Annotated in this window: 23 protein-coding genes and 1 tRNA gene; 7 read left to right on the forward strand and 17 right to left on the reverse strand. The window is 35.9% G+C overall.

The window, feature by feature from the left end:
- The 3 genes from ACL9RH_RS18255 to ACL9RH_RS18265 form a co-directional block, all read right to left on the reverse strand.
- Positions 1 to 378: a hypothetical protein gene (locus ACL9RH_RS18255; RefSeq protein WP_422694783.1), complete on the reverse strand. Its 378-nt coding sequence runs from the start codon at positions 376 to 378 to the stop codon at positions 1 to 3.
- 68 nt (positions 379 to 446) lie between these two features.
- Positions 447 to 917 carry an Lrp/AsnC family transcriptional regulator gene (locus ACL9RH_RS18260; protein WP_034682046.1) on the reverse strand — a complete coding sequence of 157 codons (471 nt, stop codon included), beginning with the start codon at positions 915 to 917 and terminating at the stop codon, positions 447 to 449.
- 134 nt (positions 918 to 1,051) lie between these two features.
- Entirely contained in the window at positions 1,052 to 5,848 is a 4,797-nt protein-coding gene (locus tag ACL9RH_RS18265) for a translocation/assembly module TamB (protein WP_422694784.1), read from the reverse strand.
- A 4-nt stretch (positions 5,849 to 5,852) separates the two neighbouring features.
- On the opposite strand from ACL9RH_RS18265, the gene tsaD reads away from it, so the two are divergent.
- The 3 genes from tsaD to ACL9RH_RS18280 are packed head-to-tail and all read left to right on the forward strand — an operon-like array spanning position 5,853 to position 7,953.
- Positions 5,853 to 6,869, forward strand: coding sequence for a tRNA (adenosine(37)-N6)-threonylcarbamoyltransferase complex transferase subunit TsaD (gene tsaD, locus ACL9RH_RS18270; RefSeq protein ID WP_422694785.1), 1,017 nt, complete (start codon positions 5,853 to 5,855; stop codon positions 6,867 to 6,869).
- Complete coding sequence (locus ACL9RH_RS18275) at positions 6,866 to 7,261, forward strand: hypothetical protein (RefSeq protein WP_422694786.1); 396 nt, start codon at positions 6,866 to 6,868, stop codon at positions 7,259 to 7,261. The genes tsaD and ACL9RH_RS18275 overlap by 4 nt, the downstream gene beginning before the upstream one ends.
- Positions 7,258 to 7,953: an RsmE family RNA methyltransferase gene (locus ACL9RH_RS18280; RefSeq protein WP_422694787.1), complete on the forward strand. Its 696-nt coding sequence runs from the start codon at positions 7,258 to 7,260 to the stop codon at positions 7,951 to 7,953. Before ACL9RH_RS18275 ends, ACL9RH_RS18280 begins: the two co-directional genes overlap by 4 nt.
- A 14-nt stretch (positions 7,954 to 7,967) precedes the next feature.
- On the opposite strand, the gene ACL9RH_RS18285 is transcribed toward ACL9RH_RS18280, so the two are convergent.
- Both ACL9RH_RS18285 and ACL9RH_RS18290 read right to left on the reverse strand, forming a co-directional pair.
- Positions 7,968 to 8,600, reverse strand: coding sequence for an XAC2610-related protein (locus ACL9RH_RS18285; protein WP_422694788.1), 633 nt, complete (start codon positions 8,598 to 8,600; stop codon positions 7,968 to 7,970).
- Positions 8,584 to 9,261 carry a TrmH family RNA methyltransferase gene (locus ACL9RH_RS18290; RefSeq protein ID WP_422694789.1) on the reverse strand — a complete coding sequence of 226 codons (678 nt, stop codon included), beginning with the start codon at positions 9,259 to 9,261 and terminating at the stop codon, positions 8,584 to 8,586. Before ACL9RH_RS18290 ends, ACL9RH_RS18285 begins: the two co-directional genes overlap by 17 nt.
- 160 nt (positions 9,262 to 9,421) lie before the next feature.
- Between ACL9RH_RS18290 and ACL9RH_RS18295 the strand changes: the two genes are divergently transcribed.
- Both ACL9RH_RS18295 and ACL9RH_RS18300 read left to right on the forward strand, forming a co-directional pair.
- Positions 9,422 to 10,438 (forward strand): asparaginase, encoded by a 1,017-nt coding sequence (locus tag ACL9RH_RS18295; RefSeq protein WP_422694790.1) that lies wholly within the window; start codon positions 9,422 to 9,424, stop codon positions 10,436 to 10,438.
- Positions 10,439 to 10,492: 54 nt separating this feature from the next.
- Positions 10,493 to 10,579: transfer RNA gene (locus ACL9RH_RS18300), tRNA-Ser, on the forward strand.
- Between the two features lie 58 nt (positions 10,580 to 10,637).
- On the opposite strand, the gene ACL9RH_RS18305 is transcribed toward ACL9RH_RS18300, so the two are convergent.
- Positions 10,638 to 10,793 carry a bacteriocin-like protein gene (locus ACL9RH_RS18305; protein ID WP_422694791.1) on the reverse strand — a complete coding sequence of 52 codons (156 nt, stop codon included), beginning with the start codon at positions 10,791 to 10,793 and terminating at the stop codon, positions 10,638 to 10,640.
- Between the two features lie 441 nt (positions 10,794 to 11,234).
- On the opposite strand from ACL9RH_RS18305, the gene ACL9RH_RS18310 reads away from it, so the two are divergent.
- The gene (locus tag ACL9RH_RS18310) at positions 11,235 to 11,969 is read left to right on the forward strand and encodes a hypothetical protein (protein WP_422694792.1); all 735 of its coding nucleotides are present in this window, start codon (positions 11,235 to 11,237) and stop codon (positions 11,967 to 11,969) included.
- Positions 11,970 to 12,037: 68 nt separating this feature from the next.
- Here ACL9RH_RS18310 and ACL9RH_RS18315 read toward each other — a convergent pair whose 3' ends face one another.
- Entirely contained in the window at positions 12,038 to 14,509 is a 2,472-nt protein-coding gene (locus tag ACL9RH_RS18315) for a TonB-dependent receptor domain-containing protein (protein ID WP_422694793.1), read from the reverse strand.
- 555 nt (positions 14,510 to 15,064) lie between these two features.
- Between ACL9RH_RS18315 and ACL9RH_RS18320 the strand changes: the two genes are divergently transcribed.
- A complete protein-coding gene (locus ACL9RH_RS18320; RefSeq protein ID WP_422694794.1) occupies positions 15,065 to 15,871 on the forward strand; it encodes a DUF2490 domain-containing protein in 807 nt (268 codons plus the stop codon).
- Between the two features lie 389 nt (positions 15,872 to 16,260).
- Here the strand turns inward: ACL9RH_RS18320 and ACL9RH_RS18325 are convergent, their stop codons facing one another.
- The 10 genes from ACL9RH_RS18325 to ACL9RH_RS18370 all read right to left on the reverse strand — a co-directional run bounded on the left by ACL9RH_RS18325 (position 16,261) and on the right by ACL9RH_RS18370 (position 26,930).
- Positions 16,261 to 16,956, reverse strand: coding sequence for a hypothetical protein (locus ACL9RH_RS18325; protein WP_422694795.1), 696 nt, complete (start codon positions 16,954 to 16,956; stop codon positions 16,261 to 16,263).
- 128 nt (positions 16,957 to 17,084) lie between these two features.
- A complete protein-coding gene (locus ACL9RH_RS18330) occupies positions 17,085 to 18,617 on the reverse strand; it encodes a M20/M25/M40 family metallo-hydrolase (protein ID WP_422694796.1) in 1,533 nt (510 codons plus the stop codon).
- 102 nt (positions 18,618 to 18,719) lie between these two features.
- Complete coding sequence (locus ACL9RH_RS18335; protein ID WP_422694797.1) at positions 18,720 to 19,292, reverse strand: hypothetical protein; 573 nt, start codon at positions 19,290 to 19,292, stop codon at positions 18,720 to 18,722.
- 176 nt (positions 19,293 to 19,468) lie between these two features.
- Positions 19,469 to 20,233: a type I methionyl aminopeptidase gene (gene map, locus ACL9RH_RS18340; protein WP_422694798.1), complete on the reverse strand. Its 765-nt coding sequence runs from the start codon at positions 20,231 to 20,233 to the stop codon at positions 19,469 to 19,471.
- 399 nt (positions 20,234 to 20,632) lie between these two features.
- On the reverse strand, positions 20,633 to 21,064 hold the full coding sequence (locus ACL9RH_RS18345; RefSeq protein ID WP_422694799.1) for a hypothetical protein: 432 nt from the start codon (positions 21,062 to 21,064) through the stop codon (positions 20,633 to 20,635).
- The gene (locus tag ACL9RH_RS18350) at positions 21,045 to 21,356 is read right to left on the reverse strand and encodes a hypothetical protein (protein ID WP_422694800.1); all 312 of its coding nucleotides are present in this window, start codon (positions 21,354 to 21,356) and stop codon (positions 21,045 to 21,047) included. The genes ACL9RH_RS18345 and ACL9RH_RS18350 overlap by 20 nt, the downstream gene beginning before the upstream one ends.
- Entirely contained in the window at positions 21,353 to 21,748 is a 396-nt protein-coding gene (locus ACL9RH_RS18355; protein ID WP_422694801.1) for a hypothetical protein, read from the reverse strand. The genes ACL9RH_RS18350 and ACL9RH_RS18355 overlap by 4 nt, the downstream gene beginning before the upstream one ends.
- A gap of 78 nt (positions 21,749 to 21,826) precedes the next feature.
- Positions 21,827 to 21,985: a hypothetical protein gene (locus ACL9RH_RS18360; protein WP_422694802.1), complete on the reverse strand. Its 159-nt coding sequence runs from the start codon at positions 21,983 to 21,985 to the stop codon at positions 21,827 to 21,829.
- 594 nt (positions 21,986 to 22,579) lie between these two features.
- A complete protein-coding gene (locus ACL9RH_RS18365) occupies positions 22,580 to 23,191 on the reverse strand; it encodes a hypothetical protein (protein ID WP_422694803.1) in 612 nt (203 codons plus the stop codon).
- A gap of 4 nt (positions 23,192 to 23,195) precedes the next feature.
- Positions 23,196 to 26,930: a DUF6443 domain-containing protein gene (locus ACL9RH_RS18370; protein WP_422694804.1), complete on the reverse strand. Its 3,735-nt coding sequence runs from the start codon at positions 26,928 to 26,930 to the stop codon at positions 23,196 to 23,198.
- Positions 26,931 to 26,933 lie beyond the last annotated feature (3 nt).

Consider the following 26,933-nt stretch of genomic DNA (forward strand, 5'->3'; position numbering starts at 1 on the left):
CTATCTGAAAAACTTCCATTTCGGGATAATTGCCAGCATTCCGAATCCTGTAAAAAGGAAAAGATTGGTTACATCGGTATACAAAAATGTAGAAAGGTAATAATTGTGCATAAAGAAATGCAGTACCAATAAAGCAGGGAACATAAAGATCCCGATTTTTCTATAGAAGAACATCAGTACAAGCCCTATCATCATCAGAAGATCTATCGAGAAAATCACATAAAAGTACCATCTTGGAATTTCCAGGAACTCGTGCTGCAGATATTCATCCACATCAATTCCCAATCCCATTACGGTAAACAACATCAAGGCTGCAAAGGCCAATACAAATCCCCATCCTTTCTTCGGATCTTCGTCAAAATAGGTGTATTCTTCCATCTTACAAAAATAAAGAACTTATGAGAGATTTCATAAGTTCTTTTATAGTTATTTGTTTAAAATTTGAATTAAATAGAGATCGCGTTGATCAGTCTATTCTTGTCACTCAAGTACTCTTCCATGGAAATCATACTCTCAGTTCTCATTACATCCTGAATGTCATCAATCTGATAAATAATTCTCTTGGCATCATCCGTGTTTTTTGCTCTTACTTTACAGAAAATATTATATTTTCCTGAAATAACGCTAGCTTCGATTACGTTTGGAATTGTTGACAATTCTTTCAGTACTTCCTGAGTACGGTTTGATTTTGTCAAAAGGATTCCGATGAAAGCTGTAAAGTGATAGTCCAGCTTACCATAATCGATGTTAAGAGATGATCCCAAAATAATACCTGCATCTTCCATCTTTTTCACTCTTACGTGAATTGTTCCAGCAGAAACATCCATCTGCTTTGCAATTTCTGTAAAAGGCATTCTTGTGTTTTCTACTAAGAAATCAAGAATTTTCTTGTCTATTTCGTCCAGTTGATAGTTCATATTAGTTAAATTACAATTTCTTTAAAAAATCTATGTATTTTTTGCAAATTTACGAAAAATAATTTAACTAAAAAATATATATCAAATATTAACAATAATTAACACAGATGATAAAAATCATTAAAATATTCCGATTATTTACCATTTGATTTTATAGAATCTGTTTTTATTTCACCTTTGGCGTCTGAATTTTTTTTGTCTTTTTTCTTCTTTTTAAACAAAGAATTGAAGCTTTTACTCCATACAATTCCCCCACCATAGGCTTGATTTGCAGAACCATTTGTACTCACCATCCCCATCCCTATGTTGGTTGGCTTGGAATACGCTCTTATAAGCAGCGTACCGTCATTTTTCTTGGAAAGGTCATACTCAACAGAGCCTTCAGTCGAAAGATAGTTATTTTGAGCCCCTTCTGTCTTTGAAAGCGGAATACCCAATCCGGTTTTAATATTTACTCTTGGAGAAACAGCTACACTTACTCCAGCATTGGCTCTGTCTCCCACACTTGAACTCTGATCACCTTTCACATAATTAAGGTCAATCTGGAATTCATTACTCATTGTATTCAATACAGATCCCAACTGTTTAAGAAGTATATTATATCCTGAAGATTCGGCTACATTTCCTACATTCACATCCACCCCTCCGGAATTGGATACATTGAAGGTACTCAACAACAGAACCGAACCGAACTGAAGAACCTTCTCCCCTTCCTGGCTCATTTTAGCAGCCAATGTTTCTCTTACCTGGCTGGATACATCCATAGCCGTTACATTAAGATCAATTTTAGGATCCACCAACGATTGGGTAATATGCGCCTGAAGCAGCACACTGATAGGCTGTAATTTCCCCATACTCAGATATTCTCCCACATTGGAAACCATTCTTATATAATTGGCATTAATATCAAGCGTTGGCTTCATGGCATCACCGTCCCATCTGATGCTACTGTTCTTCTCGATCTGGAATGTCTTGTTAAGAATCGCTTTAGAGACAAAAGTTCCGTTATCTACTTTATAAGTTCCGCTCATCGCAATATTCCCCTGTCTGTTCATCTGGAATTTCAGTGGGTCTGCCACTCCTTTTACAGTAATATTCCCTACATCGTCTCCTACAAGTACATTCACCGTTGTTCCTTTGTCTACATTCAGATTAAAGTCAATATTCATATTGGCTCCCGTCTTTTTCTTTTCTTCAAGAGTCACCAATCCGTCTTTTCCTTCTTTCAGGAACCTCAACATTTTAAATTCTTCAACATTAGAAGTAGAACTTGAATTAAATGTAAAAGTACTTCCGTTAAGCGCTTTCATATTAGGTGTTGTGATGCTCAATCCTGAAACGGGTCCATCCACATAAAGATCTCCCTGTCCGTACACCCTTCCCCAGAAAAGATCCGAATCTTTCTGAGTTGAGTTGAGCATAAGCAGGTTATCTGCTCTCATTACCAGAGATACCCCCATTGAAGAAAGGGTTTCAAACTGGATTGCACCAGATATATTCCCTTTGGAATTTGTTCTACCGTCGTGTACTTCAATATTATTGAGAATTGCAAGTCCTTTTGTCAGCTGAATCACATTATCATCAAACGAATAATCTACCCCGGTAAAAAGAAGCTTCAGTCCAAAATCCTTTAAAGCAATGTCTCCGTTATAATCCAGGTTATTGAGTTTACCATTGATCTTAAGATCTCCGGTTGCTTTCCCTCGGATATTCCCAAAAATAGTCTGTACAAACTGCTGGGTGAATGACAGGTCAAAATCACGCATTTCCGCTGTAAGATCTATTATGGGTGAAGAAGTATTGTTATTAACAGTTCCTGTTAAATTGAGGCTGTTATTTCCCAGAACTCCTGCTGAATGTACTTTCACATCAATATCATACACATTCAGAGAGAATCCGTTGGTGGCAGAAATGGAAATATCTCCCATATCATTTCCACTCATCTTGATATCATCAATGGTAACGTCTACTAAAGGTTGGAGTGTGCTTTTATCCATTTTGATCTTCACCGTTCCGTTGGCAAGACCTTTTATATCCATTCCGTTACCTCCGGACTGCATATCAAGGAGCTTTTCAATAGCAAAGTCGTTAATATCTGCATCTACGTAAAAGTCCTTCGCCGATTTAAATTGAGCTTCTTTGATAAATAGAGCACTCTTCTCAGAATAAATTCTCAGGTTCCTAATATCAAAATCTCCCGTTTGTTTTCGGTAGGTAATGGAATGATTCAAATCCGGACTTGTATCTATAGCCCAGGTTACTTCATTAAATTTAACTTCTGTAGGTTCGAATTTAAAGACAAAATCACCGGCTTCATCAGTAGACTGATCCACATTAATGGCGTATTCTTTAAGATTTTCATTAACCTCATCATCAGGGCTTCCGTGCTTAAATACGGTTGCTAAATGAAGTGTATTTCCATTTTCGTTGTTTCCTTTAAGCTCAAAGTCTTTGATAATGTTTTTGTTATACTCCAGTCTGTTGATCCTTGCATACAACTGCTGGTTAAGATTTGCCGTGTTAATTCTCACTTTAACACTGTCTACCATCGCACTGTCTCTACTCTGACTTCTTCTATCGTTAATTTTATAATCAGGATTGGAAGCTGCCAATGCTTTATCAGCGTCGGTAATTTCTTCTTCCTTGGTCATGATATATTTTAAAGAAGCTGCATCAAGATTTAGAATAAGGTTATTGGAGCTTCCGTCATATTCTCCTTCTACAATGGCTCCTTTAGGCAGTTTCAGATCGGGTAGAAAATAATTGATCAATCCCTGCTGAACATCAAAGTTTAGAGCAAAATTCTGTCCGTGATATAATTTTCTTGGCGGCGGTCCTACCAATATTTTTCCTATCCCGTTCTCTACCATTCCTTGAAGATCTGCAAGGCTGTATTTTCCGGATATTTTACCGGTAGCTGCTCCAGGAGCATCCACATCTATAATACGACCAGTTGCATCTACATAAGTTTTTAATTTAGCTTTAGGGATATCATACTTTTGAGTTGCCGTAGCAAAGTGAAGATTATTAGCGTCTACATCCAATGTAAGATCATTGATGGATGACATAGACATCTTTCCTTCTACCTGACCACTTACCACTTGGTTTCCCGGTTTATTGGTAAAGTAGTTCATGTTCAAATAGTTCACATCAGCATTTACATCCATGGCGATTTTGGACGTACTGAAATCTATTAACCCTTTGATTGTGGCTTTTGCCTGCTCATCATTTACGGTGATGAGTCCGTTATATTTTTTATGATCTAATAATCCGTCCAGATAAAGATTATTAATCGTTTTATCCATGATTTCAATGCTGGCAATCTGAGACTTGGTGGTCAGACGCATTGTATTTACATCAAAGCTTTGTCCGTTAAGATCAAATTTACCTGAGATTAATCCTACCGCTTTATTTTTAGTAATAACGGAAGCATTAAGATCTTTTACATCAAGATACCCAGAGTATTTAGGCATTGCTGTACTGTAATCGCTAAGGGTAACTTTAGAAATTTTGGCCTGTCCGATTCCTGTCATTAGATTTCCACTTTCTACATAAATTTGATCGGGATTTACTTTTGCCGTTCCATTGTATTTTAATTTTCCAAAATCATCTGCAAAGTTCTTCATCTTATTGGAAATGAAGGAAGGCATCATTGCCTTTAAGTCTTTATAGGTAAAATCTGTGGAAAGATCTTTTGTTTCAATAGAAAAATGTCCTTTCAGCAACTTATCAACCTTCATGGTTTTGGTTGCAATATTCACATCCGGGTTCCGGATCAGAAAGTTTTCCAAATGGAATTTATTCAGAGGCCCCGTCATGGTTCCGGAAAGGTTAAAAGGTTTGATATTATCCCAGTTCGTTACAAAATAACTGATATCATAACCGCTAATCTGACTTCCCTGATCAATATTCATATCCCAACGAACCCGATCTGCAAAGTCTGACCAAGAGCCATTATGAAGATTAAATTTGATATCCCCCTGAAGTAAAGTATGATCGGTATTCAGCGTAAGGTCTTTTAATGACAAAAACTGCTTCGTTAAAGACAGTTCTGTTGAGAATGTATCTACAATATGAGATTTCCCCCATCTTGAAGTTACAAATGACATATTATTGATTAAAGCTGAAACATTAGGTCCATTGACTTTCATGTTGGGAGCTTTCAGATTAAATTTTGTTGCGGTAAGCCACTTGCCATGTTCCCCTGAAGAATTCTCGTTAATGATTGATACTTTGGAATCAATAATCTGTATTCTGGAATTCAGCTGGAAAGGAGGTTTTTTAGGGTCTCTTTTTTTACCGTTATCGAAAAGTTCTGTAAAGCGGACAAAGTTGGAGATACTGTCACCTTTATAAGTAATAACTTTCACATCGGCATTTACCAGTGTCAGAGAGTTGAAGCTTAAAGAATTACTGTTTCCAGAAATAGCATTTACTGCCAGAGAAATCCAGTCTGAGTCGGCACGAAATTCCTTCGCTTTGATAAAATCAAAACCTTTATAGTCTTTAACTTTTAAACCTTTTATGGTTACATCTCCGAAATAATTCACGTCCACACTTTCTGTGGAAAAACCGGATTTGAAATCCTGGTTTACGATCTGTAACGCCTGATCTGCCGCCCACTGCTTGGTAATCGGAAGATTGATAACCACGAGGATGCTTCCAATGACGAAAATTCCAAACCAGAAAAGAGTCAGAAGAAGTTTCGCCCACCAGGTATAGCTGGTCACATCTTTAATGGCCTGTTTTCCGAACTCTCCTGCTGTTTCTACAGGGTGATGAAGAGCATCTGAAGCAAGTTCTGATGCTTCTTTTACTGTTTCCCGAACTTTTCCTTCAACATTTTCAACAGTTTTCTGTACCTGATCCCCTAGGTTTTCAGCTACTGATTTTTTATTCTCATTCTCGTTATTATTCTCTAACTTTGCCATTATTATGAGCGACTCTATAATTTTAGGTATTGAATCGTCCTGCGACGACACCTCAGCAGCTATCATCAAGGGAAATTCTATTCTTTCGAACATTGCCGCGAATCAGGCCATCCATAAAGAATACGGTGGTGTAGTTCCTGAATTGGCTTCACGGGCCCATCAACAAAATATTATCCCCGTTGTTGAAAAATCTTTTTCCAAAGCAAATATACAACAAAATGCTATCTCAGCTATAGGATTTACACGCGGACCCGGACTTTTGGGATCACTTCTGGTAGGAACATCATTTGCTAAATCTCTGGCTATGAGCCTTAATGTACCGTTAATTGAAGTAAATCACCTTCAAGCCCACATTCTGGCCCATTTCATCGAAGATGCAAATCCTGTGCCGCCTACTTTCCCTTTCTTATGTCTTACGGTAAGCGGTGGACATACGATGATTGTATTGGTAAAAGATTATTTTGATATGGAAATCATCGGAAAAACTATTGATGATGCCGCAGGAGAAGCTTTTGACAAAATCGGAAAAATATTTGATCTCGACTACCCGGCGGGTCCTATCATCGACAGGCTTGCGAAAGAAGGGAATCCTAATGCTTTTACGTTTAATAAGCCTAAACTGGAAAACTACGATTATTCTTTCAGCGGTATCAAAACTTCTGTTTTGTATTTCATTCAGAAAGAGGTGAGAAAAAACCCGGATTTCATCAAAGAAAACCTTAATGACCTTTGTGCTTCTGTACAGAAATGCATCATTGAAATTCTGATGAATAAGCTTGAAAAAGCAGCAAAAGATCTTCATGTAAATCAGGTGGCTATTGCAGGTGGAGTTTCTGCCAATTCTGCTTTAAGAAAGGCTATGGAAGACAATAAAGAGAAACTGGGCTGGGACATTTATATTCCCAAATTTGAATATACTACCGATAATGCAGCAATGATTGCCATGGTAGCTCAACTGAAATTTGAAAGAGGAGAATTTACAGATCTGAGAACTTCGGCAACGGCAAAATATGATTTATGAAAATACTCTTAGAAGAAAAAGTACTGGGAACGCATTCTAAAAAGAATTCCAAATATTATTGGATACTGGAAACGATTACAGGAAAAAATGAAAATTCGGAAGTTTCTTTAGATTATTTTCCATCAAATTCTGAAACAGGTTATATTCAGGATATAAAAGATGAAGTTTTAAAATTAATCAATTCTGAACATCTTTTCAGTTTTCCATACACTCCAAAAGAAGGCGATTTTTTATCCATCAAAAATAATTTGAGAAAACAGGAATACTTAAATCTGATTTTCCTTAACAATAATTGGATAGAAGAGATATACATGTGCTCTTACAGAGAATGTGATACAGATATATACACCACGATTAAAACAGGCGTTGCATTTATAAGCCAGGATATATGAAACTATTTTACGGAGAAATAGCCGATCAAAAAGTGATCATCAACGATGAAGAGCAACAGCATATTGTAAAAGTTCTTCGCATGAAGAATGGTGAAGATATTCACGTGACAGATGGAAAAGGAAATCTGGCTTCCGGGAAATTGTTGATAGAAGGCAAAAAAGCAGGAATAGAAGTTTCAGAGATCAAAACTCTTCTTCCGGCATTCAGTCCGAAGCTTCACATTGCTATTGCCCCAACAAAAAACATTGACCGTATTGAATTTTTCGTAGAAAAGGCTGTAGAAATGGGTATTTCGGAAATCAGTATTATCATTACGGAAAAAACAGAACGTAAGAATATCAATATCGACAAGATCAGAAAACAAGCTATTGCAGCCTCTAAACAAAGTTTAAGGTTTCATTTTCCAATCATCAATGACGCAGTGAAACTTACTGATTTCTTAAAAAGTATTGATGTAGAACACACTTTTGTGGCGCATTGCCATGAAAACCTTGAAAGAAAGGAGCTTAAAGCCATCCCTCAATTGGAAGAGATTGTTTTCCTAATTGGTCCTGAAGGTGATTTCTCTGAAAAAGAGATCTCATTTTTAGCAGAAAACAACATCAAAGCAGTTTCTCTTGGAGATCAAAGGCTGAGAACTGAGACGGCAGGTGTTTTTGTAGCCGCATGGAATTATTTTAACATGATCTGATACTTTTTTCCAGATTAATTTCCATCCGGCCCATATAAATATTCAGAACTATCGGTAAGGATAAGATTTCCCTTTTTCCACCGATAGGTTCTTGAAAAATCACCCTCCCCGGAAATTCTGTATTCAGAGCGTATTTCTTTCTTTACAGAGTCAAAATGAGGATTCATGATCTTTTCAAATTTTTCCTCTTTAACGAATTTCCCATTTTTATTAATCCAGACATAGGAAGTTCCCCAGTTCATTCCGGTTTCTTTAGCGATCATGATATCTTTTTTACCGTCAAAATTAACATCTTCAAAAGAAAATTCCGTCTGATCGATATTGGAAAATCCCCAATTGGAAACCGCATGAAGTTTCTGGGTATTGTTACCGCTTTTTACGGTAAGTTGATAATAATCTACCAACCCTTTTTCAACAGTATAAAAAACCTCTGCAACGGTATTTCCATCTCTTATTGTTTTTGAATATTTACCATCCGCCAATCCTTCGTACTGAGCTTCAGAAACAGGCTGTACAGTATTTTGTCCAGCCACAGACGTTGTATTTGATGGAGCTGTAGGAATCCTGGACGATTCAGTTTTGGGTTTATTGCAACTTAGTAGGGTTCCAATAAAAAGGATGTATATTGTACTATATTTCAAGATCATGATCTTTGAGATATTTGTCAAAGATCTGCTGTCCGCTTCTTATTGAGTTTACTGCCCAAAGTATCTTCATCCTCAACAGCTTTTCTTCATTAAGTTTATAATCTATATCAGATTTTATCAGTTTTTGCTTCAGTTCATACATACAGATAGAAGCGGCTACAGAAACATTAAAACTTCTGGTAAACCCATACATAGGAATCGCCAGTGTTTCGTCTGCAAAGTCCAGAATTTCCTGAGAAACGCCTTCCATTTCTGTTCCGAAAACTAAGGCTATAGGCTCTGTAATCTCATATTCAGGCAGCATTTTAGCATTATTCTCCAACGAAACCGCTACAATCTTATATCCTCTGTCTTTAATGTTCTGAAAAGACTCCATACTTCTTGGAAGCTTCTCAACCTCAACCCAGGTATCGGCTCCTTTTGTTACCCGAAGATTGGGTTCAAAACTATATTCTTCCTGTAAAGCAACTACTTTATGAAAACCGCAGGCCTCTACTGAACGTACAATCGCTGCTGCATTTCTGAACTGATAAACATCTTCCACCACGGGAAGCACAAAGTCTGAACTCTCCTGAGAAAAATGCTCAATCTTGGCAAGTCTTTCTTCTGTTAAAAATTGTTTTAAGTATTCAAAAGTTTCTACTAAATCTTTCTTCTGCATGTATTTATTTTTTCAAGAACCAATGGTAACATTCAACATAATTATTTTATTTACATAAAATTTTATGATAAGCGCCCTTTCATTTTCAAATCTTTGCAAATTAACGTAATTTTGACCTACGAAGCCTAATCGGGCTCCAATTCTTAATTAAAAATAGTACATGAAGCGAAAAGTCCTGCTCATCTATACCGGTGGAACCATCGGAATGGAAAAAGATTATGAAACCGGAAGTCTCCGTGCCTTTGATTTTGGAAATATTTTTGAAAAAATGCCTGAAATGAAACTCATGGAATGTGAGGTATTCGTGCATCCATTTGCCAAGCCACTGGACTCTTCGGATATGGGACCTGAAGAATGGAGAATCATCGCCAATTATATTTATAAAAATTATGAGGATTATGACGGTTTCCTGATCCTTCACGGAACGGATACCATGTCTTATACCGCTTCTGCGCTAAGCTTCATGCTAAAAGGATTGAGAAAACCCGTAATCATGACCGGATCCCAACTTCCTATTGGTGATCTGAGAACCGATGCCAAGGAGAATCTCCTGACAAGTCTTTATTATGCCAGCCTTTATGAGAACGACGAAGCCGTGATTCAGGAGGTTGCCATATATTTTGAGTATAAACTATTAAGAGGAAACAGAACGCTGAAATATTCTGCAGAGTATTTTGATGCGTACTCAAGTCCCAACTACCCTATTCTGGGGCAGTCGGGTGTTCATTTAAATATTCTTAAAGACAACCTGCTTCGTTGTGACCCTACTATAGAATTTCATGTGGATGAGCATATTTCAGAAGATATTTTATTTTGGAGAATTTTCCCGGGAATGCATCTAAGCCATTTTAAGGAAATCCCCAAAATGAAGGTTCTTATTCTTCAGGTTTTTGGGTCCGGAACAATTTTCAGTAGTGAAAAAACGCAGGAAACCCTTCAGGAAATCAGAGATAATGGAACGGAAATCGTTGTGGTAAGTCAATGTATATCAGGTGGTATCTCATTTGGAAAGTATGAAAACAGTAATATATTTTCAAGAATTGGAGCAATAAGCGGAAGAGATATGACTGCGGAGACCGCTATTACAAAGGCAATGCACCTCATAGACAATCCTAGCTATACGGGAAGCTTTGCAGATAACTTCACAAGAAGTCTTTGTGGAGAAATTACAGATTAATTGTAATATTTATTTGGATATTCCAGAAAATACGCTATTTTTGCAATCTCAAAAAGAGAGGTGTCCGAGTGGTTGAAGGAGCTACCCTGGAAAGGTAGTATACGGGTAACTGTATCGAGGGTTCGAATCCCTTCCTCTCTGCAAAACAAAAAGCGCTGATTATCAGCGCTTTTTGTTTTTATATCCTTACAGGCTTACTTTATGCACATATTTGGCTATCCGGAATGCAGACGTAAGGTTTACCTTTGATACAGCATTTTCTGTATCCTTCCTGGAAGCAGTCTTGCACACATCTTTCAATTCCTCCCTGGATTTCTTTCAATCCGGTTCTTGTAATTTTTCTTAGATTTTTCATGATTATTATTATTTTATGTAGTAGTGAATTTAACAAATTATTTCAAAACACAATCATATTATCTTAAAATCAGCACTTTACAATACAAAACCATAAAAAACCTCCCATAAACAGGAGGTCAAAAAAATGTTTATCGAAGTATGCGTGTTAAAAGCACTAAGATATGATCATGGAAATTCACCGACTATGATTGTAGTCATACAAAATGGGATGCCATGTGCAAAGCAGGAGCTTAGCCCTAAAGAATCAACAGAACACAGTCCATAAACCGAATTGCCGCCGTATTTTGAATATTGTGGCAATTTACCTTTACCAACTTTCTCAAAGAAATTCAGCTATTGAATTTTTCATCACTATCTGTGATTAATACGATCAATAGCCTCTTTAGTTCTATATTTTCTTTTTTCACTACATTCGCCTCTTAATACTATTCAAACCAAGATGTATAAACTACGTACAGTGTTTTCTTTGCTGTTATTTTTAACTGTTTTCCTCTTTCCTCAACTTACAAAAGCGAGTGCTTACTGGATGGAGATTCATGGATCGGGAAAATTAAAAGATCCCGTGAAAGTTCAGGTATGTTATGGATTTATTGATGATTTGAGTGAACGTCACCGAACTACAGGAGCAGAATTTCAGGAGATCAAAAACTTCAAATTCTTTGTCCTTACTGCTGATGGGAAAAAATCCAGCCTTGACCTAAAAGTTAATGGCGATCATTGGGAAGGAACTTTTACCCCGAATAAAGAAGGTGCTTACCGAATTTTCGGAATGAATGATCAGCAACCGGTTCTTCTCCGTTCTAAAAATCCGCAGGAAAATGTACGTCCAATCGATTTGATGTGTGGCGCTTATTATATCGGAAATCATTCGGCTACAACAGATCCTGTACAGTTTATGGATATCAGCCTTCAGAAAAAAGATAATGTTTACACCATCTTTCCCTATAGAGATATGAAACCTGTTGAAAAGGGAACAATGCTAAGGATTTTCAATCCTGAAAACTGGGAAAAGAATATTCCGGTGGATGAAAACCATCAGGCTGTTTTTAAAGCAACTCTTCCGGGGCTTTATGTGATCAGGCAGGATTGGTACGACAATACTCCGGGAACATTTCAGGGGAATTCTTATGGGAAAATACGTTACCGAAATAATTATTGTCTTTGGATCAATTAATCCTCTTATAAAACAAAAAGCCCGGACCATATGATCCGGACTTTTTTATCAACTGAAGAAATTATAATTTAGAATTTTAAAGAAACGCTTCCAAGGAAACGAGATGGCGCCTGTGGAGTTAAACGCACAGACCATGCTTTTTCGTTGGTAATATTATCAAACTTCAACCCTACTCTATATTTTGGCTGATCGTAGAAAATACCCAGGTCAAACATTTTATAAGATGGAATAATCACCTTAGCCGTTTGGGTATTGGTCTGATAAGAAGAAGAACCCATATTTCCTCCTCCTCCAATTCCAAGGCCTTTCAATTTACCTTCCGGAATACGGTAGCTGATCCAGAAATTGAACATATTAGCAGGGCCGGATAATGCAGGTCTCAAACCGTTAACCGATGGACTTGCGTTGGTAAATTTACTGTCATTGTAAGCATATCCCGCCACAACATTCAATCCATCCAATGGATTAGCTGTTAATTCAGCTTCAAACCCTTTGCTCAACTGAGTTCCGTCCTGGATAGAATAATTGATATCATCAGGATTTGTTCTTAAAATATTATCTACTCTGATGTTATAATAACTCAATGTTCCTACAAGTTTGTGATCGAAAATATCTGCTTTTACACCAAGCTCAAGCTGGTTGGCATATTCCGGTCTGAATGTATTTCCATTAATGTCAACACCACTTACATTATTAAAGCCATTCATATAATTTCCGAATAGGGAAACTTTATTTTTCAGGATTTCATACACAATTCCCATCTTAGGAGAAAGAGCTGTCTGGCTGTAAGGTCCCGTCTGCACCCCGCTATTACTCAATCCACCCTTTATTTCTCCTGTGGTAATATCATAAACACCTTTGAACTGAAATCTGTCTACCCTTAAGCTCGCCATCACCATAAGTCGATCCGTAATATTGAATACATCCGAAACGTAGGCTGCATACGTGTTATCACTATTATTTTCTCTTCTAAAAGCGGAAGTTGCCGTAAGCGCATCAATAGTATAATGATTTACTTTAAAATCTGCAGAAGGGTGAACAAAGTTGAATACTTTGGTATTGGTGTGATAACGGTCGAAATGGTTTGAATTGTTATAATAATCCAATCCTACAACCATTCTGTTTCTGAAACGGCCTATACGGAAATCTCCAATGAAATTCTGCTGGATATTGGTTGCTATAAACGAGGTAGTTCCTACCATCACCTGAGCGCTTGCTGTAGAATCTGTCTTTCCGTTGATGGCAGAGATATAACCATTAATGGTAGATCTTGCACGGGATACGATTGTTTGGGATGTCCAGTTTTCTGAAATCTTATAATTTAACTGAGCAAAAATGTTCATCATCTGCGTCTCATATGCAAGATCATCGCTCAGGAAATTTTTGTAATACGGAAACTTCATATCTGCAATAGATTGAATTTTATTACTTCCTATGTAAGGATTAAAACGTACTACAGATGTTCCTTTTGCCTGATTGAATTCCACATCAAGGAGAAGCGACATACGATCATTGATCTGATAAGAAAAACTAGGAGCAATTGCTAAAGAGTTGGTAAATCCAAGATCCTGAAAGCTTTTTTCAAAAGTTCCTGCAGCATTCAGACGAAAAAGAGCCGTTCTGTCTTTATTGATCGGGGTATTTACATCCATTGTTAAACGGTTGTAATTCCAGCTTCCTCCTACATAGCCTACTTCTCCGCCAAATTTATTATAAGGTTTTTTAGTAACACGGTTATACACCCCTCCATAACTGCTAGCAACACTTTTCCCAAATAATGTAGCAGAAGGACCTTTAATGGCCTCTATACGTTCAAGGTTTACAGGATCTATTACTGAAAATGCCGCTCCTGCTACTCCATTTCTCGCATTTGGTTCCGTTTCAAAACCTCTGGAACGGAATGTTACCCTTCCCTGGTTGGCAATCATAGGAACTCCCGCACCTGGTACATTTTTAGAGATACTTCCAAGATCTACAGCTACCTGTTCCTGAAAAAGTTCTTTGGTAACGGTATTATACACCTGTGGGTTTTCAAGATTTTTCAGAGGAAGTCTTGCTACAAAGCTACTTTCTTTTTTAGAAAATCTATTGGTGTTTTTCATGATTACCACTTCCTGAATTGCCTGAATATTTTCTTTGGTCAGCTGGTAATCAAGTTGTGTGTCTTCACCTATTTTTACCTCAACCGGAAGACGGATCTCTTTACTTCCAAGGATCTGAAACTTCACGGTATAAGTTCCTGCGTTAAGGTTGGCAAAATGATAATTTCCATCATCATCCGTTAGCGTCTGCCGATCTGCTTCCACTAAAGAAACGGATATCGCTCTCAGAGGCTGTCCGTCTATCATACTTACCTTACCGGTAATTTCACCCTGCTGTTGTTCCTGCGCTAATAAGTTGGTTACACTCAGTAAAGAGAAGAAAAAGATTAGAAATGGTTGGTACCATTGTATTTTTTTTGTTGAAGTATCATTCTGCCTAGTCCCTACGGAATGATTCATACACCCCGCCAGGAGCATATTTTCATTTGATTGTATCATTTTTTTCAGCCTTATTTAAAATAATTATAAATAAAGTGCAAAATAAAGGAATAGCAATTTATCTCACAACATTAATTTAAACTATTCTAAATAAATTTTAAAACCCTATATCATTACTTAAAAAATGTGTTAAAAATTAATACATTTTCAAATCTTACAGCGAAAACATCTTTATCATTATCAGAATATTAATATGACAATCAACATGCTATCATTTTTATTGATCAATATATCAGAAAATTGAACTCAACTTATTTAGTTTTCCACAAATTACTGATAAGTTATCAACATATTATTAACAATCCGTGAGTAGGTGAAAAGTTCAAATCTATGTAAACAATTATCAATCAAAACGATGTGCTATTCCTAAATCATTCCTAAATCTATAAGTTATTTTGTCATGTTTTTAAACAGTATTACAAGATTTTAAATAAACCATTTATTTATAAAGTATTTAATTTCGTTATGAACCATTATTTCCTCTGCGTTTCAACGGTATTTCTATTCGCCATCATTATTTCGCAGTTTTTTAAATTAATATTGAAGCAGTTATCTATGACGTTTAGTGTAAAGAAAATTTTTATCGTATTCTTATTATTGGGTTTTACAGGAACTTTAATGAAGGCACAAATCAGTGCTCCAGGATTGGGTGATGCCAATACTGCATTCTGGTCAGCTTTTGGAGTAAAAAGACAACTGGATTCTTTAGGAAAGAAACAAGCCCTAAGCTATATCGCCATTGGCCGAAAAAGCAGTCCGGATAATGATAATCCGTTTTCTAAACAAGCCATACTGGTCTTAAATCATGAAGTGTCTCATTCTTTTGCCCCTCATCAGCAATACAGCTATGCCATCAGCTACCGTCGACAGCCTAAATATGAGAGTGAAGCACCCTATGATAAAGAAAATACGGAACAGGAGTTCAGAATATACGGAAGGTATTCTTATACTTTTGAACTTGGAAAAAAATTTAAACTTAAAAATACAGTCCGCCAGGAATTCAGAAAGTTTTTTGATGCCGGTTTTCACCAGGTTGAAGAAGATTTTCAGTTAAGAACCCGTATCAAAAGTCAGCTGACTTATAGTTTATCACCCAAGAACAATCAAAAATTAGCGATAAGTGCAGAAGCATTATTTTCGATCAGCCATCTTAATGAACCGTATGCTCAATGGGAATCTTTTGGCTATCGGGAAATGCGTATTACAGCCTATTATATGTTTAATATTCCTCACTCACCATTCACTGTAGATGTTGGGTATATGGATGATTTGATCCGTGGCAGCAGGAGTATTCATCATGGTGGGGTTCATTATGTGGCGGCTGATCTTATCTGGAATATTCCTTACAAGAAGCATCATTAAACTATAGTTTTAATTGTCGGGTGATTGTTTTTTAACCACAGATAACGCGGATTTTCACAGATGATTGGGGATAGATTATCTTGTTTTTGGCTTTTGGATATTGAATGATATATACACAAAATCCCAGTTACAAGAGCCAGGGTTTTTGGTTGGAAAACTATTCCTTACAAGAAGCATCATTAAACTATGATTTTAATTGTCGGGTGATTGTTTTTTAACCACAGATAACGCAGATTTTCACAGATGATTGGGGATAGATTATCTTGTTTTTGGGTTTTGGATATTGAATGATATATACACAAAATCCCGGCTACAAGAGCCAGGATTTTTGTTTGAAAAACATAAGTTTCTCGACAATATAATTATGTATGAATGTATGGTGTAAAATTTTAGTTACAAAGCGTCAGAAACTGGCGGCTCATATGGACTTTAAATCTGGCTTCTGCTCTGGCTTGATTATAGATAGAGTGTTCAAAAGCCTTCATCGTTTTCAGCTTATTATCGATATATTCTGCAATATCCACAATGGAGAAAATAAAATCTCGGTATAGAGGCATACTCACCATTTGTCCGTAATAAGGAAGATAGGCTTTCAAAAAAGGGATCACTTTCTGATGTCTGTTATAGCTGATACAATACCCAACTCCTTCTACCGAAGTGACAATATCATAGTCATTAATATAATCCTGAATATTTTTACTGCCACTCAATGCATGAGTATTCTTAGAGCAGTATTTATTGACTTTATCTAAAATATGCTGAGCGTATTCCATCATTGAAATGTTTTTAAATTCGAATACATGATTCGGATTCTTTTTGGAAGGGTTTTCTTCATTGCAATGATTACAGAAGGAGATTCCTATTCTTTCATGGTAAGGGAAAAAACAATCTTTTACCTCTATAAAAGCGTCTGCCTGTAATTTATTATCGGCAAAATTATAATATAAATAAGGGCTGTACAAAGCAGCAAGCGCTTTCAAATAATCAATTTCGCTTGTGTTATGATATTCTTCAAACCATTTTTCAAGATTATCGTAATAATGGCTTTCAAAGTCTTTAAAGTGTAAGTAAAACGGTAATTCCATAGCTCTGTAATTTTGATGAGACAAAGCTATTACCGTAATGCGACAAAACTTGACGCAATATATTTTTTCTGTATAATGTATTTGTTTCGTACTTTTCTGAAACAAGAATACATCTCTTTATTCATTCCTTATTTATCGTAGTGAGTCATCACATATTCAAAGTAATGGATCATTTTCAGATAGTTTTCTATGCTGAGATATTCATTGGTACTGTGAATACTTTGCTGTTCTGCACTGTTGATTTTTATAGGCATAAATCGGTAGACATTTTTGCTGACAATTTCATATTTCCCGGCGTCGGTTCCGGCCATTGTCAGGTAAGGAGTGACAATAGCTCCCGGATAAATTTCTTTCACTCCCGCTTCTATCAGTTTAAATCCTTTGGTATTGGTTGGTGAAATTGCGGAAGCTTCCCTTGTATTATCAATTTCTTCTACTTCAACGTCAAAACCTTCGGTTGCTTTTGCGATATGATCCCGCACATCTTTCACCGTATTCCCGGGAAGAAGTCTGAAGTTGACTACAAACTCCACTTCCGGAGAAAGAACGTTGGTTCCGTCGCTTCCTTTCATCATCGTTAAAGCAGTAGTGGTGCGTACCAAGGCATTGGTCGTATTGTTTTTTGTAAGTTGTGATAACAGTACAGGTTTTAAAAGCCATTGATTAGCTAAAGCCATTCTTGTGGTAAAAGGCATTTCGCCTCCAATATTGTTAAAAAATTCTTTAATGAGCGGTGTTATCGTAGGTTTCATCTGATGATCTTCCAAACGCTGCATAATTATGGCTGCTTTACCAATGGCGCTCTCCATAGGTGGCATAGAAGAATGCCCGCCAAGTCCTTTTACTTTGATCTTTGCAGATAAAAATCCTTTTTCTGCGCAGCCTACAACGGCAACATCAGTATCTATTCCTGCGACATTTCCTTTACGCAAAATCAGTCCGCCTTCATCATATACAGCATCAAATTTCAATCCTTTTTTCTTAAAATAATCAGCAATCTGCATGGCGCCTTTCTGTCCGCCCACTTCTTCATCAAAACCAAAAGCGAGATAAATATCACGTTTGGGAGTCTGTTTGTTTCTGATCAGATTGTTCATTGATTCCAATAAAGAGAAAAGCATTCCTTTCGTGTCAATAGCTCCTCTTCCGTAGATTCTTCCATTGGCTACCACACCGGAAAAAGGAGCATAGTCCCAATCTTCGGCTACTTTAGAAACGGGCTCCGAAGGTTGATCATCCGGACGGAAAATATTGGTTTCATTATTTTTGATATCGGCATCTCCGGGAGGTACGACATCCATGTGTGACAGAAACAGAATAGGTTCAAGGGTGGCATCGCTTCCTTTCAGTCTGAATACCAATCCGTACTGATTCACTTCTACATTCTCAGTATTTTGATAGACCAGCGGATAGGATGTTTTCAAATAGGTTTTAAACTGATCAAAGGGTGCATAGTTGGATTCCCCCAGACTTCCTGTAGATACCGTAGGAATTTTGATTCCTCCTGATAAGCGCATCACTGCAGAGTCATTTTTTACAGGTTTCCATCCTTCACCTGAACCAACAGTATTTTTCTTAAAAGGATAGGTATATGTCTTGATCAGTACTACTGCAACAATAATAATAAGGATACCCAAAATGGCTAAGAGAATTTTTTTCATATTGGTAAATTTTGTGTGTGATGGGATGTATCACAAATATAGAAAACAAATATTCTATAATGGTATTAAAAATCAAGTATTTCCGTATTTGTTTTTTACCATTTACTGACGGGTCCAGAAATCAGGATTAAGATCAAAGAGGAGTTTATCATTTTCAAGTTCAAATTTATCTGAATTCTGTTTCTCGGGATTATTGAGGGCAACAAGTCTTATGATCCCTTTTTCTTCCTGCATATAGATATCAATAATATCGTGTCCTCTGTACTGATAGGTATAGATCAGAGCATTCTCCATTTGTTTATCCGGCTTTTTTGAGGAAAGTTCTGTTTTTATATCCTGTAATTTTTTCCCTGAATAATAAAAACCCAGCATATTATTGTAAATACTGGAAGGAGTATAAGTAAACAAAATCTGTGAAGAGGGCTTCGCTTTTATGCTTTTAAGAATATTACTGATCTCACGGTTGGTAAAGAAGATGAATTTCCGGTCTGTTTTATCAAAGATATAATCTGCATAAAAATTCATACTTATGCTTCCTTCTTTAAACGAAAGCTTTTTTGTTATATTTTCTGCATTAGGCAACGGTTCTGTATGAATTGGTTTGATGTAATTGGTACAGGAAACGGCTGTTAGCGTAAAAATTACCACAGTAATAGGAAACAGTATTTTTTTCATGGTTGATCGGATATCTGACAAATATAATTTTTACCCCGAAATTATTCAGTCTTTTTGAGATAAAATTTGGACTTATATTCTTCTGCTTTCATCACCAGAAAACGAAACTGCCTGATACAAAAAAAGCTCTTCTACGTTGAGAAAAGCTTTTTAAGAAGTATTATATTCTGATACAATCAGTTTAATATTCCATTCATTTGAGTAAGAATAATGGGTTTTCCATCGGTTATCATGATTGTATGCTCATGTTGAGCCATATATCCTCCTTTATTTCCTACCATTGTCCATCCGTCATTCAATTCTACAGCAAGATTGGATGAAGTGGAGATAAAGGTTTCTATTGCTACTACAGAGTTTTTTTTAAAACGCCTGGTATCGAAACGGTTTTTATAATTAAGTAATTCATCGGGTTCTTCATGTAAACTTCTTCCTACTCCGTGGCCACCAAGATTTTTAATCACTTTTAATCCTCTTTTTCTGGCTTCAGTTTCCATCAAAAAACCTATATCTGCTATTTTCACTCCTCCTTTGATATTGTCAATTGCTTTCAGCAAAATATCTTTTGAGGCCTCCACCAACTTCTGATGACCATGAATATCTTCTCCGATAATAAAGGAATTTCCGTTATCAGCCCAATAGCCGTCGAGCTCTGCAGAAACATCAATATTGATAAGATCTCCTTCCTTTAAAATTCTTTGATCTGTGGGAATACCGTGGCAAAATTCATTATCCACACTAATGCAGGTCCAACCCGGAAATCCGTAGGTAAGATAAGGGGCCGACTTTGCTCCAAATTCTGCAAGAATCTTGGCTCCATACTCATCGAGATCTTTGGTCGTCATGCCTGGTTTTGCATAATCGGTCATCGCTTTCAAAGTATAGGCAACAGCTTCACTTACCTTTTGCATTCCGATTAACTGTTCTTCATTGGTGATTGACATAATGTTGTTTTAAATATTGATTGATACAAAGTTAGAAAATTATCGTCAAGAATGTACTCATACCTTTATTTTGAATCGCTCACTTCTACCCTAAGATTACCCTTTTCGTGATTAAAATTATCATTGTAACTGAATAAAGTATCAATATAAAACAGCTTATTTTAAAACTTGGATAGAACCAGTTTTTATTAACTACTCTTACAGAGCTATGATGATTCTTTGTATATTTTAAATAGTACTCAATAATTTTATTTGGAGAATAGATTCCTATTATTCCCCAGATTAAAATTATTATCATCAAAATAATTGTCAAAATATAGGTTATATCCATACCTGTTTCTTGTTAAAAATAAATTGATCTGGAGTATGATTCTCCTGTCAATATAGAACTTATAAGGATTAATAAACCTCGACTTTATGAATGTCTTCTATATTATTTAGTACTCCTCCGTAAATTTTATAAATTTTTTGGGATGTTTCGATTTTAGGAATCACGTATTGACCTAAAACTTCAATATATGCACCATTGAGATTTTGTTTATAAAGAGTATTAATAATATCGTAAGAAAGTAATAAAAAAATAGAATTTTTTGTGTTTCTGTATGTTAAATCATCTTTTGTCAAATAGATACAATAGTTTTCTTTCTCTAAAGAGAGAAATCCTTTAATTATAATTCTTTTATTATCATACTTTTCAGGAGACGAAATTAAATTAATTATAGATGTTTGTATGGATTCACTTATTATCTGTTGTGAAAAAGCACTACTAAAGAATAATCCTAATATACAAGTAAGAATGTATTTTCCTTTATTAACGAATTTTATTGTCATTTTGTCTACGTATTTCTTGAGCATTTGGTTTAATTTCTTTGCCGTTACTATCAATAATTAAAGGATCCACGGAAGGTTTAATAGTAGGATCTTGTTTGTTCTGTCTTGTTCGGCTCAATGGAGCACTAGAGATAATACTTTTGATATTAACAATTCCACTTTTTCTTTCTTTAGGAGCCTCTAAACTTGGATCATAAACAATTAATTCTCCATTCGGAGTTACTACATATTGAGTAGACCTTTTTGACCAATCACCATTCCCTCTTGCTGTATCAATATCACGACCACTCATTTTATTATCATTTCAGGATATTCCCCTACTATAATAGCTCCGTCAGGAATATCCAAATCAACTAATGCACTTGAATCAGGAATTTGATTCCCGCTTTTATCACAATTAATTTGGCATTGTGGTTGCACGTAAGAATAAAATACTTTTCCATCTTTTGTTACTCCGCTGTACAACGCAGTACCAAGCTCAACATTCATAACTATTGAAGGACTATTATACTGAACAGCAAAATTTTCAGCAGCATCATCTAAAGAATCATAATGTAAATAAGATTCTAACCCCTCTAACTCTCGTGCATCAATAATTCTATTACCACTAAATACATATGGAGCCCAAGTCAGATATTTCTGTGCAAGTGGATCAATGTTAAAAAATCTTCCAATATCTGACACATAATTTTTCCATTTAAAGCTATAAAAACTTGTTTCCTATAACTCTTGTTCTTGGTACTTATAGTTCTTATAAGTAACCTATCCAAATAAAGCATTACCTGTCTTCACATGATTCATTCCAAATGGATAATAATCATTGACATCGGTGATTTCAAGAGTGCCTGCGCTGTTTCTTCCAAAACTTATTCCTGCATTGCCTAAATGATCTTTGTACTGATAAATATAACGGTTTTTCATAAAGTTATAAAACACTTTTGTGGTTAAATTTCGAGCAGACTTTATTAGCCTAAAAAGGAAAATCTGAATAGAAAAATTGTTATTCTGATTTAAGCAGGTTTGAGTATTTAACTAGGCAATTGTAAGGGAGCCTGAGATTTCTTTTGTTATTCTTACCATTTTACTATGTTTTTTGTTACCTGAACGAATATATAAAGGAATTTTCAATAGGCGGTCATTCCTGAAAATAATGACAGGTTTTGACATCTTTTGGCAGGTTTTGACAAGTTTAAGACCCACTTTCTTCGATAGTTGTTCGAGTGTTCTTCGAATGAGCTTCGGAAAAATGATTCTTTTTCCGAAGAACACTCGAAGGAAGTCCGAAGAACATTCGAACCGTTAAAGTATAAATTGCTTTACATTTTTGGTGGGTAATCATTATAAGATTCTATAGGAAGCTACCTCATAAAATGTGGAATAACAAAGTATCTTAAGTTCTCCCTATCAGTTTCTCTTCCCTTCGGAAAGCAAAAAAAGAGGATTACTATCTGAAAATAAACATTTATATATTTTTTAAAAACGAATTAAATCCTAAGATATATCTAAATCAAAATTTTATCTATTTCGGTTAATATTAATATCCCAATAGAAACCTAATGAGTTTAAAATCTTTTTATACCATGGTCTAGAAATTTCTTCTTTCAAAGCTAAAGGAGATCTTGTGGTCTCCCATGGAAAATCCATATTTTGACTTTTACGTAACCATAATACATCAAATTGAGAATCTCTTGAAGCAATATAAATTCCAGACATTACAGTAAACATAGAAAATAGGTCAGCCGGCAATTGATTTACATATTTAATTAGATTTTTTTGTTGATCAATACCTTTTGTAAATATAATAGTTGGATACTCATAATAATAAAATAACTTATTTAAAAGTAGTTTATTAACTATTAAAGTATTGGATTTTAATCTACATAAAATAATACTGTGATCTTTTTCTTTATCAACCAATATTTCTTCTGAAATATAATTAATAGTATTCATAAGATTATCATCTTCTATCCATCGTCTAAAACCTTGAAAATATATATAAGAGGTATTTTGTGAAAAGTAATCAAAAATTTCATCCCATTTGGTGGAAGAAATATCTAAATCATTGTTCATATCTCTAATACTAATGAGGTCTTCATTATGTCTTATTAAATCTAAATCACTATCCATAAAATTATTTTTTATAATTCCAGTAATTAAATGGAGCATGCCAAGGATATTGAGTTGAACTTCCATACTTAGAGCCCCCAACAATAAATCTAAAATGAGAATGAATTCCCATTTGTGTAGAAACCTTATCATGAGGAAAACCATAATCCCATCGTAGTAAATTTCCACCCTGAACATTACTTTTCATAGAAAATATTGTACCTCCACCACTACGATCTTGGTAAAGAGCCTCTACTTTATAACCTCCAATTTTAAGCCCATTTTTTCCAAAAACACCATATCCCCCTCTAAGTCCAAAAGGATTTATTTGAGATGCTTCTTTTAATATTATTGCTTCAGCAGCTTTTTCTGTTAAGTACCCCGCACCATATGAGTAATCATTTGCTGTATAATTAGATATATTACGACTAACATCTATTAAGCTATTAACTGTTTTTACCGATCCATAAGCTCCTAAAGTAAAAGTATTCGCTAGCCCATTCCAATAACTTTCTCCAAAAAATTGCCCTTTAATATAATTCCAAGATGACTGAACACCTCCTACAAATCCATTAAAATAACTATTACTTAAAGTTTTCGCATAAAAACTAGTACTACCGTTTTTAGCATTCCATGCTTCCATATAGGCATTTACCCAGTTGCGAAGCGTTAGCCCAAACATTAGGCTACTTTTCCCAGAGAGTACAACCTCCGGAATATTAATTGTTTCACCATCAAAACCTTTCCCTGAACCTGAACTATTTCCACCTTCTCCAGAACCTTGATATTCCGTATTCCCGGTAGCCCCGCCACCGCCGCTACTATAATTAGGATCTATCCCTAAAAATGAATTATAATATTGTCTGCCTGTGGTAAATCCTGGAGTTCTTCCTGAAGTATCAATAGTTCCATCCTGGTTAAACCATCTTCCGTCTACATCATATTGAGAAACAGGATTGTTGGCTACATAAGCATATGGACTTGTTGAAATATAGTTTTCTGCCAGTTGATCTACCCCGTTCCATCTTCCCAAATCTGGTAGATATTGTCTCCAGCCATAATCAAACATTCCTGTTTCCTGAAGCTCTTTACCGTTGTACTTATAACTGTAAAGGCTACCAAAATTGGAAGAGTTCAATCCATTTCCTCCGGTATGGCTTAATCCGAATGGATAATAGTTGTTGGTATCGGTAATTTCAGGAGCGCCTGCGCTGTTTTTGCCAAAGGTAACCCTACTGTTTCCAAGGTGGTCTCTGTATTGGTAAATATAACGGTTTTCTGTGAAACTGTAAAAACCTTCTGCCGTAGCTACAAAATCCAGTTTCCATTCCGGAGTATTAGAAAGATTAGGGTCAAAAATATTTTTATATGCCTGAACCTCATAAGCATTTTCAGTTCTGCAGGTCAGACAAATTCCACCCCTATCCAAATAACTATACTGGAAACCATCCAGATAGTCGGTCATTTGGGTTGATGTTGATCCTCTCGGAGGATTTGTTGAATAGGTTTTACGAAGCTTAGTTCCGCCTGCACTGTAAAGATATCCCACAGAGCCATATAGCAGCTGTCCAAAACTGTTCTGTTGTATGGTCATATTATTGGAAAGATTCAGATCATTGTAAGCAATAGATTGAATTCCTTTATCCAGCATATTTTTCATATTACCGTTCAAATCATAGGAAATCGTATTGTTTCCGCCTTCGTATCCGGTATCATTCAAGGCATTCTCAATCACTTTGGTTAAACGGTTTCCTGTATATTCATAGACCAGATCATCAACCTGGGTTGCTGTGGTTCCTGTAACTGGAAAAGCATTACGCTTTAACGTCTTAATATTTCCATTAAGATCATACGTCAGATATTCATTATAGTTATTATTGAATGGAACAGAGGCATTGGGCTCTGAATATACAGCATCCTTTAGTCTGCTAAGCGCATCATAGGTGTAATTGTATCTTTTTAGTACATTTTCTGAAGCGTTGTTCCAGTCTACTTCCGTAATACTTCCGTTGAATTTTCCGGAAGATATATTGGTATTGATTGGATTGGCATACTTCATTTCATATCCGAATAGTTTTCCATTCAGATTGGCAGGGTCATTAATCTTGGTGAGCCAGCCTTTAATATTATAAGTATAGTCAATGTTTTGTAAAGGTTGGGCAATATTGGTACCTCCAAGTTTTTTGTTTTTTATCTGCGAAAGTTCATTATATTCATTTTGTACGAGAATTTCTTCCGGATTAGAATCTATCTGATGTTTATGAACCAATAATCTGTTTTGGTTATCATAGGTAAAAGTCTGAGTGATTACTTTTTCAGCATCGGCTGCCAATCTTTTGTGATAGACTTTGGTTTGTTTGGTAACGCCTGCAAAATCAAGGGCTGATTCTGTTTTAGTATACCCACCCAGGTGATTGATGCTGTAAGATCCAACAGCTCTTCCCTTGGTATCATAATAGATATAACTCTTTGTCCAGTTGTCATCTTCAATATTTTTCACAAAGGCCATCACAGGAAGTCCTTTGGTACTTTTCCCTTCAACTAGAGTTTCTTTTAAAACAACTGCTCCTTGAATAGTCTGTGGGAAAGAGGGGTTAAAAGCGTAGCCAGGATATGAGTCATAATAATTGATGGATAACAATTTCACCCATTTGGCAGCATTGGGATATGCGCCGTTAGAATCATAAAAGACATCCATTCCCTGGCTGTTAAAAATAACAGAGGATGTACGTTTTACATTATTGTTACTGGAAACCCCATCAGCCAATCCCTGTTCTGTAGTTCTGTCTCCCCCGGAAGCAAGTCCGGTAAAGGCCACTCTTCCAAACTGGTCATAGGTGCTATACATCCATTGTCCCTTTTCTTTCAGATTGGCGTCCTGAGTTGCTACTACTCTGTCCTGTTTATCATATACTGTATATTCCCATCCTTTTCCAGGAATTTTCTTTTCTACCTGACGGCCCCACGTATCATACCGATATTGATAACACAAAGTGTTCAGAAGTTCATCGGTAATGGTTTTATGAATAGCCTCCGGAGGAAGTATAAAAACAAGCTGCCCATATTCATTGTATACATAATAAGTATCAACATGGACCGTAGAGCTCATAATTCTTCTTGTTAATACGGTTTGTCCTTTTTTATTTTTAAATTCTACCGTTTCTATTCCATCTTCATCTTTTATTGTACTTTTATAGAGTTGATTAGGAATATAAGTTTCTGTTAATGGTAAGCTTAAAATACTTTTAGTTACCCCGTTCTCCCAACTCGTGGAGATGAGATATTGGTACACTTCATTTACTTTATTGGTATCATATTCAAATTGTACTGGATGAGTGCTCCAGGCCTTACCTACGGAAGTTTGCTGTATAACTCTGTTTAAAGGCGAATTTTCTACTACTTTTTCGGTATAAATCTTTTCATCTCCATAGGTGGTAGGATAAACTCCCAAAGGGCCAGAATAATAGCTTCCGCCACTACTTGAAAGCTGAGGAACAGGAAGATAATCTCTGGTCTGTCTGCCAAACTGGTCATATTCAATATGGGTAACTACGTCTCTCCCTAATGGAGTAACGGCAACATCAACAATTTGCTTCGGCCTTCCCAATCCATCAAGATACTGAACCGTTTCAGTAGATTTTGAAGGTTGGTTACCGTTATAATCAAGATAGGTTTTGGTTTTAATATAATTTTCAGTGCTTGTCTGAGCATGAATCATCCCAGTCGCAAACAAGACTGTTAATACTATTATTTTTTTCATCGT

It is taken from the genome of Chryseobacterium sp. Mn2064, from assembly GCF_049319685.1.
Classification (GTDB): Bacteria; Bacteroidota; Bacteroidia; order Flavobacteriales; family Weeksellaceae; genus Chryseobacterium.

Bases quoted from the DNA above. Each gene is read 5' to 3' on its own strand.
- ACL9RH_RS18255 (WP_422694783.1), bottom strand. From the start codon at position 378: ATGGAAGAATACACCTATTTTGACGAAGATCCGAAGAAAGGATGGGGA.
- ACL9RH_RS18260 (WP_034682046.1), bottom strand. From the start codon at position 917: ATGAACTATCAACTGGACGAAATAGACAAGAAAATTCTTGATTTCTTA.
- ACL9RH_RS18265 (WP_422694784.1), bottom strand. From the start codon at position 5,848: ATGGCAAAGTTAGAGAATAATAACGAGAATGAGAATAAAAAATCAGTA.
- tsaD (WP_422694785.1), top strand. From the start codon at position 5,853: ATGAGCGACTCTATAATTTTAGGTATTGAATCGTCCTGCGACGACACC.
- ACL9RH_RS18275 (WP_422694786.1), top strand. From the start codon at position 6,866: ATGAAAATACTCTTAGAAGAAAAAGTACTGGGAACGCATTCTAAAAAG.
- ACL9RH_RS18280 (WP_422694787.1), top strand. From the start codon at position 7,258: ATGAAACTATTTTACGGAGAAATAGCCGATCAAAAAGTGATCATCAAC.
- ACL9RH_RS18285 (WP_422694788.1), bottom strand. From the start codon at position 8,600: ATGATCTTGAAATATAGTACAATATACATCCTTTTTATTGGAACCCTA.
- ACL9RH_RS18290 (WP_422694789.1), bottom strand. From the start codon at position 9,261: ATGCAGAAGAAAGATTTAGTAGAAACTTTTGAATACTTAAAACAATTT.
- ACL9RH_RS18295 (WP_422694790.1), top strand. From the start codon at position 9,422: ATGAAGCGAAAAGTCCTGCTCATCTATACCGGTGGAACCATCGGAATG.
- ACL9RH_RS18305 (WP_422694791.1), bottom strand. From the start codon at position 10,793: ATGAAAAATCTAAGAAAAATTACAAGAACCGGATTGAAAGAAATCCAG.
- ACL9RH_RS18310 (WP_422694792.1), top strand. From the start codon at position 11,235: ATGTATAAACTACGTACAGTGTTTTCTTTGCTGTTATTTTTAACTGTT.
- ACL9RH_RS18315 (WP_422694793.1), bottom strand. From the start codon at position 14,509: ATGATACAATCAAATGAAAATATGCTCCTGGCGGGGTGTATGAATCAT.
- ACL9RH_RS18320 (WP_422694794.1), top strand. From the start codon at position 15,065: ATGACGTTTAGTGTAAAGAAAATTTTTATCGTATTCTTATTATTGGGT.
- ACL9RH_RS18325 (WP_422694795.1), bottom strand. From the start codon at position 16,956: ATGGAATTACCGTTTTACTTACACTTTAAAGACTTTGAAAGCCATTAT.
- ACL9RH_RS18330 (WP_422694796.1), bottom strand. From the start codon at position 18,617: ATGAAAAAAATTCTCTTAGCCATTTTGGGTATCCTTATTATTATTGTT.
- ACL9RH_RS18335 (WP_422694797.1), bottom strand. From the start codon at position 19,292: ATGAAAAAAATACTGTTTCCTATTACTGTGGTAATTTTTACGCTAACA.
- map (WP_422694798.1), bottom strand. From the start codon at position 20,233: ATGTCAATCACCAATGAAGAACAGTTAATCGGAATGCAAAAGGTAAGT.
- ACL9RH_RS18345 (WP_422694799.1), bottom strand. From the start codon at position 21,064: ATGACAATAAAATTCGTTAATAAAGGAAAATACATTCTTACTTGTATA.
- ACL9RH_RS18350 (WP_422694800.1), bottom strand. From the start codon at position 21,356: ATGAGTGGTCGTGATATTGATACAGCAAGAGGGAATGGTGATTGGTCA.
- ACL9RH_RS18360 (WP_422694802.1), bottom strand. From the start codon at position 21,985: ATGAAAAACCGTTATATTTATCAGTACAAAGATCATTTAGGCAATGCA.
- ACL9RH_RS18365 (WP_422694803.1), bottom strand. From the start codon at position 23,191: ATGGATAGTGATTTAGATTTAATAAGACATAATGAAGACCTCATTAGT.
- ACL9RH_RS18370 (WP_422694804.1), bottom strand. From the start codon at position 26,930: ATGAAAAAAATAATAGTATTAACAGTCTTGTTTGCGACTGGGATGATT.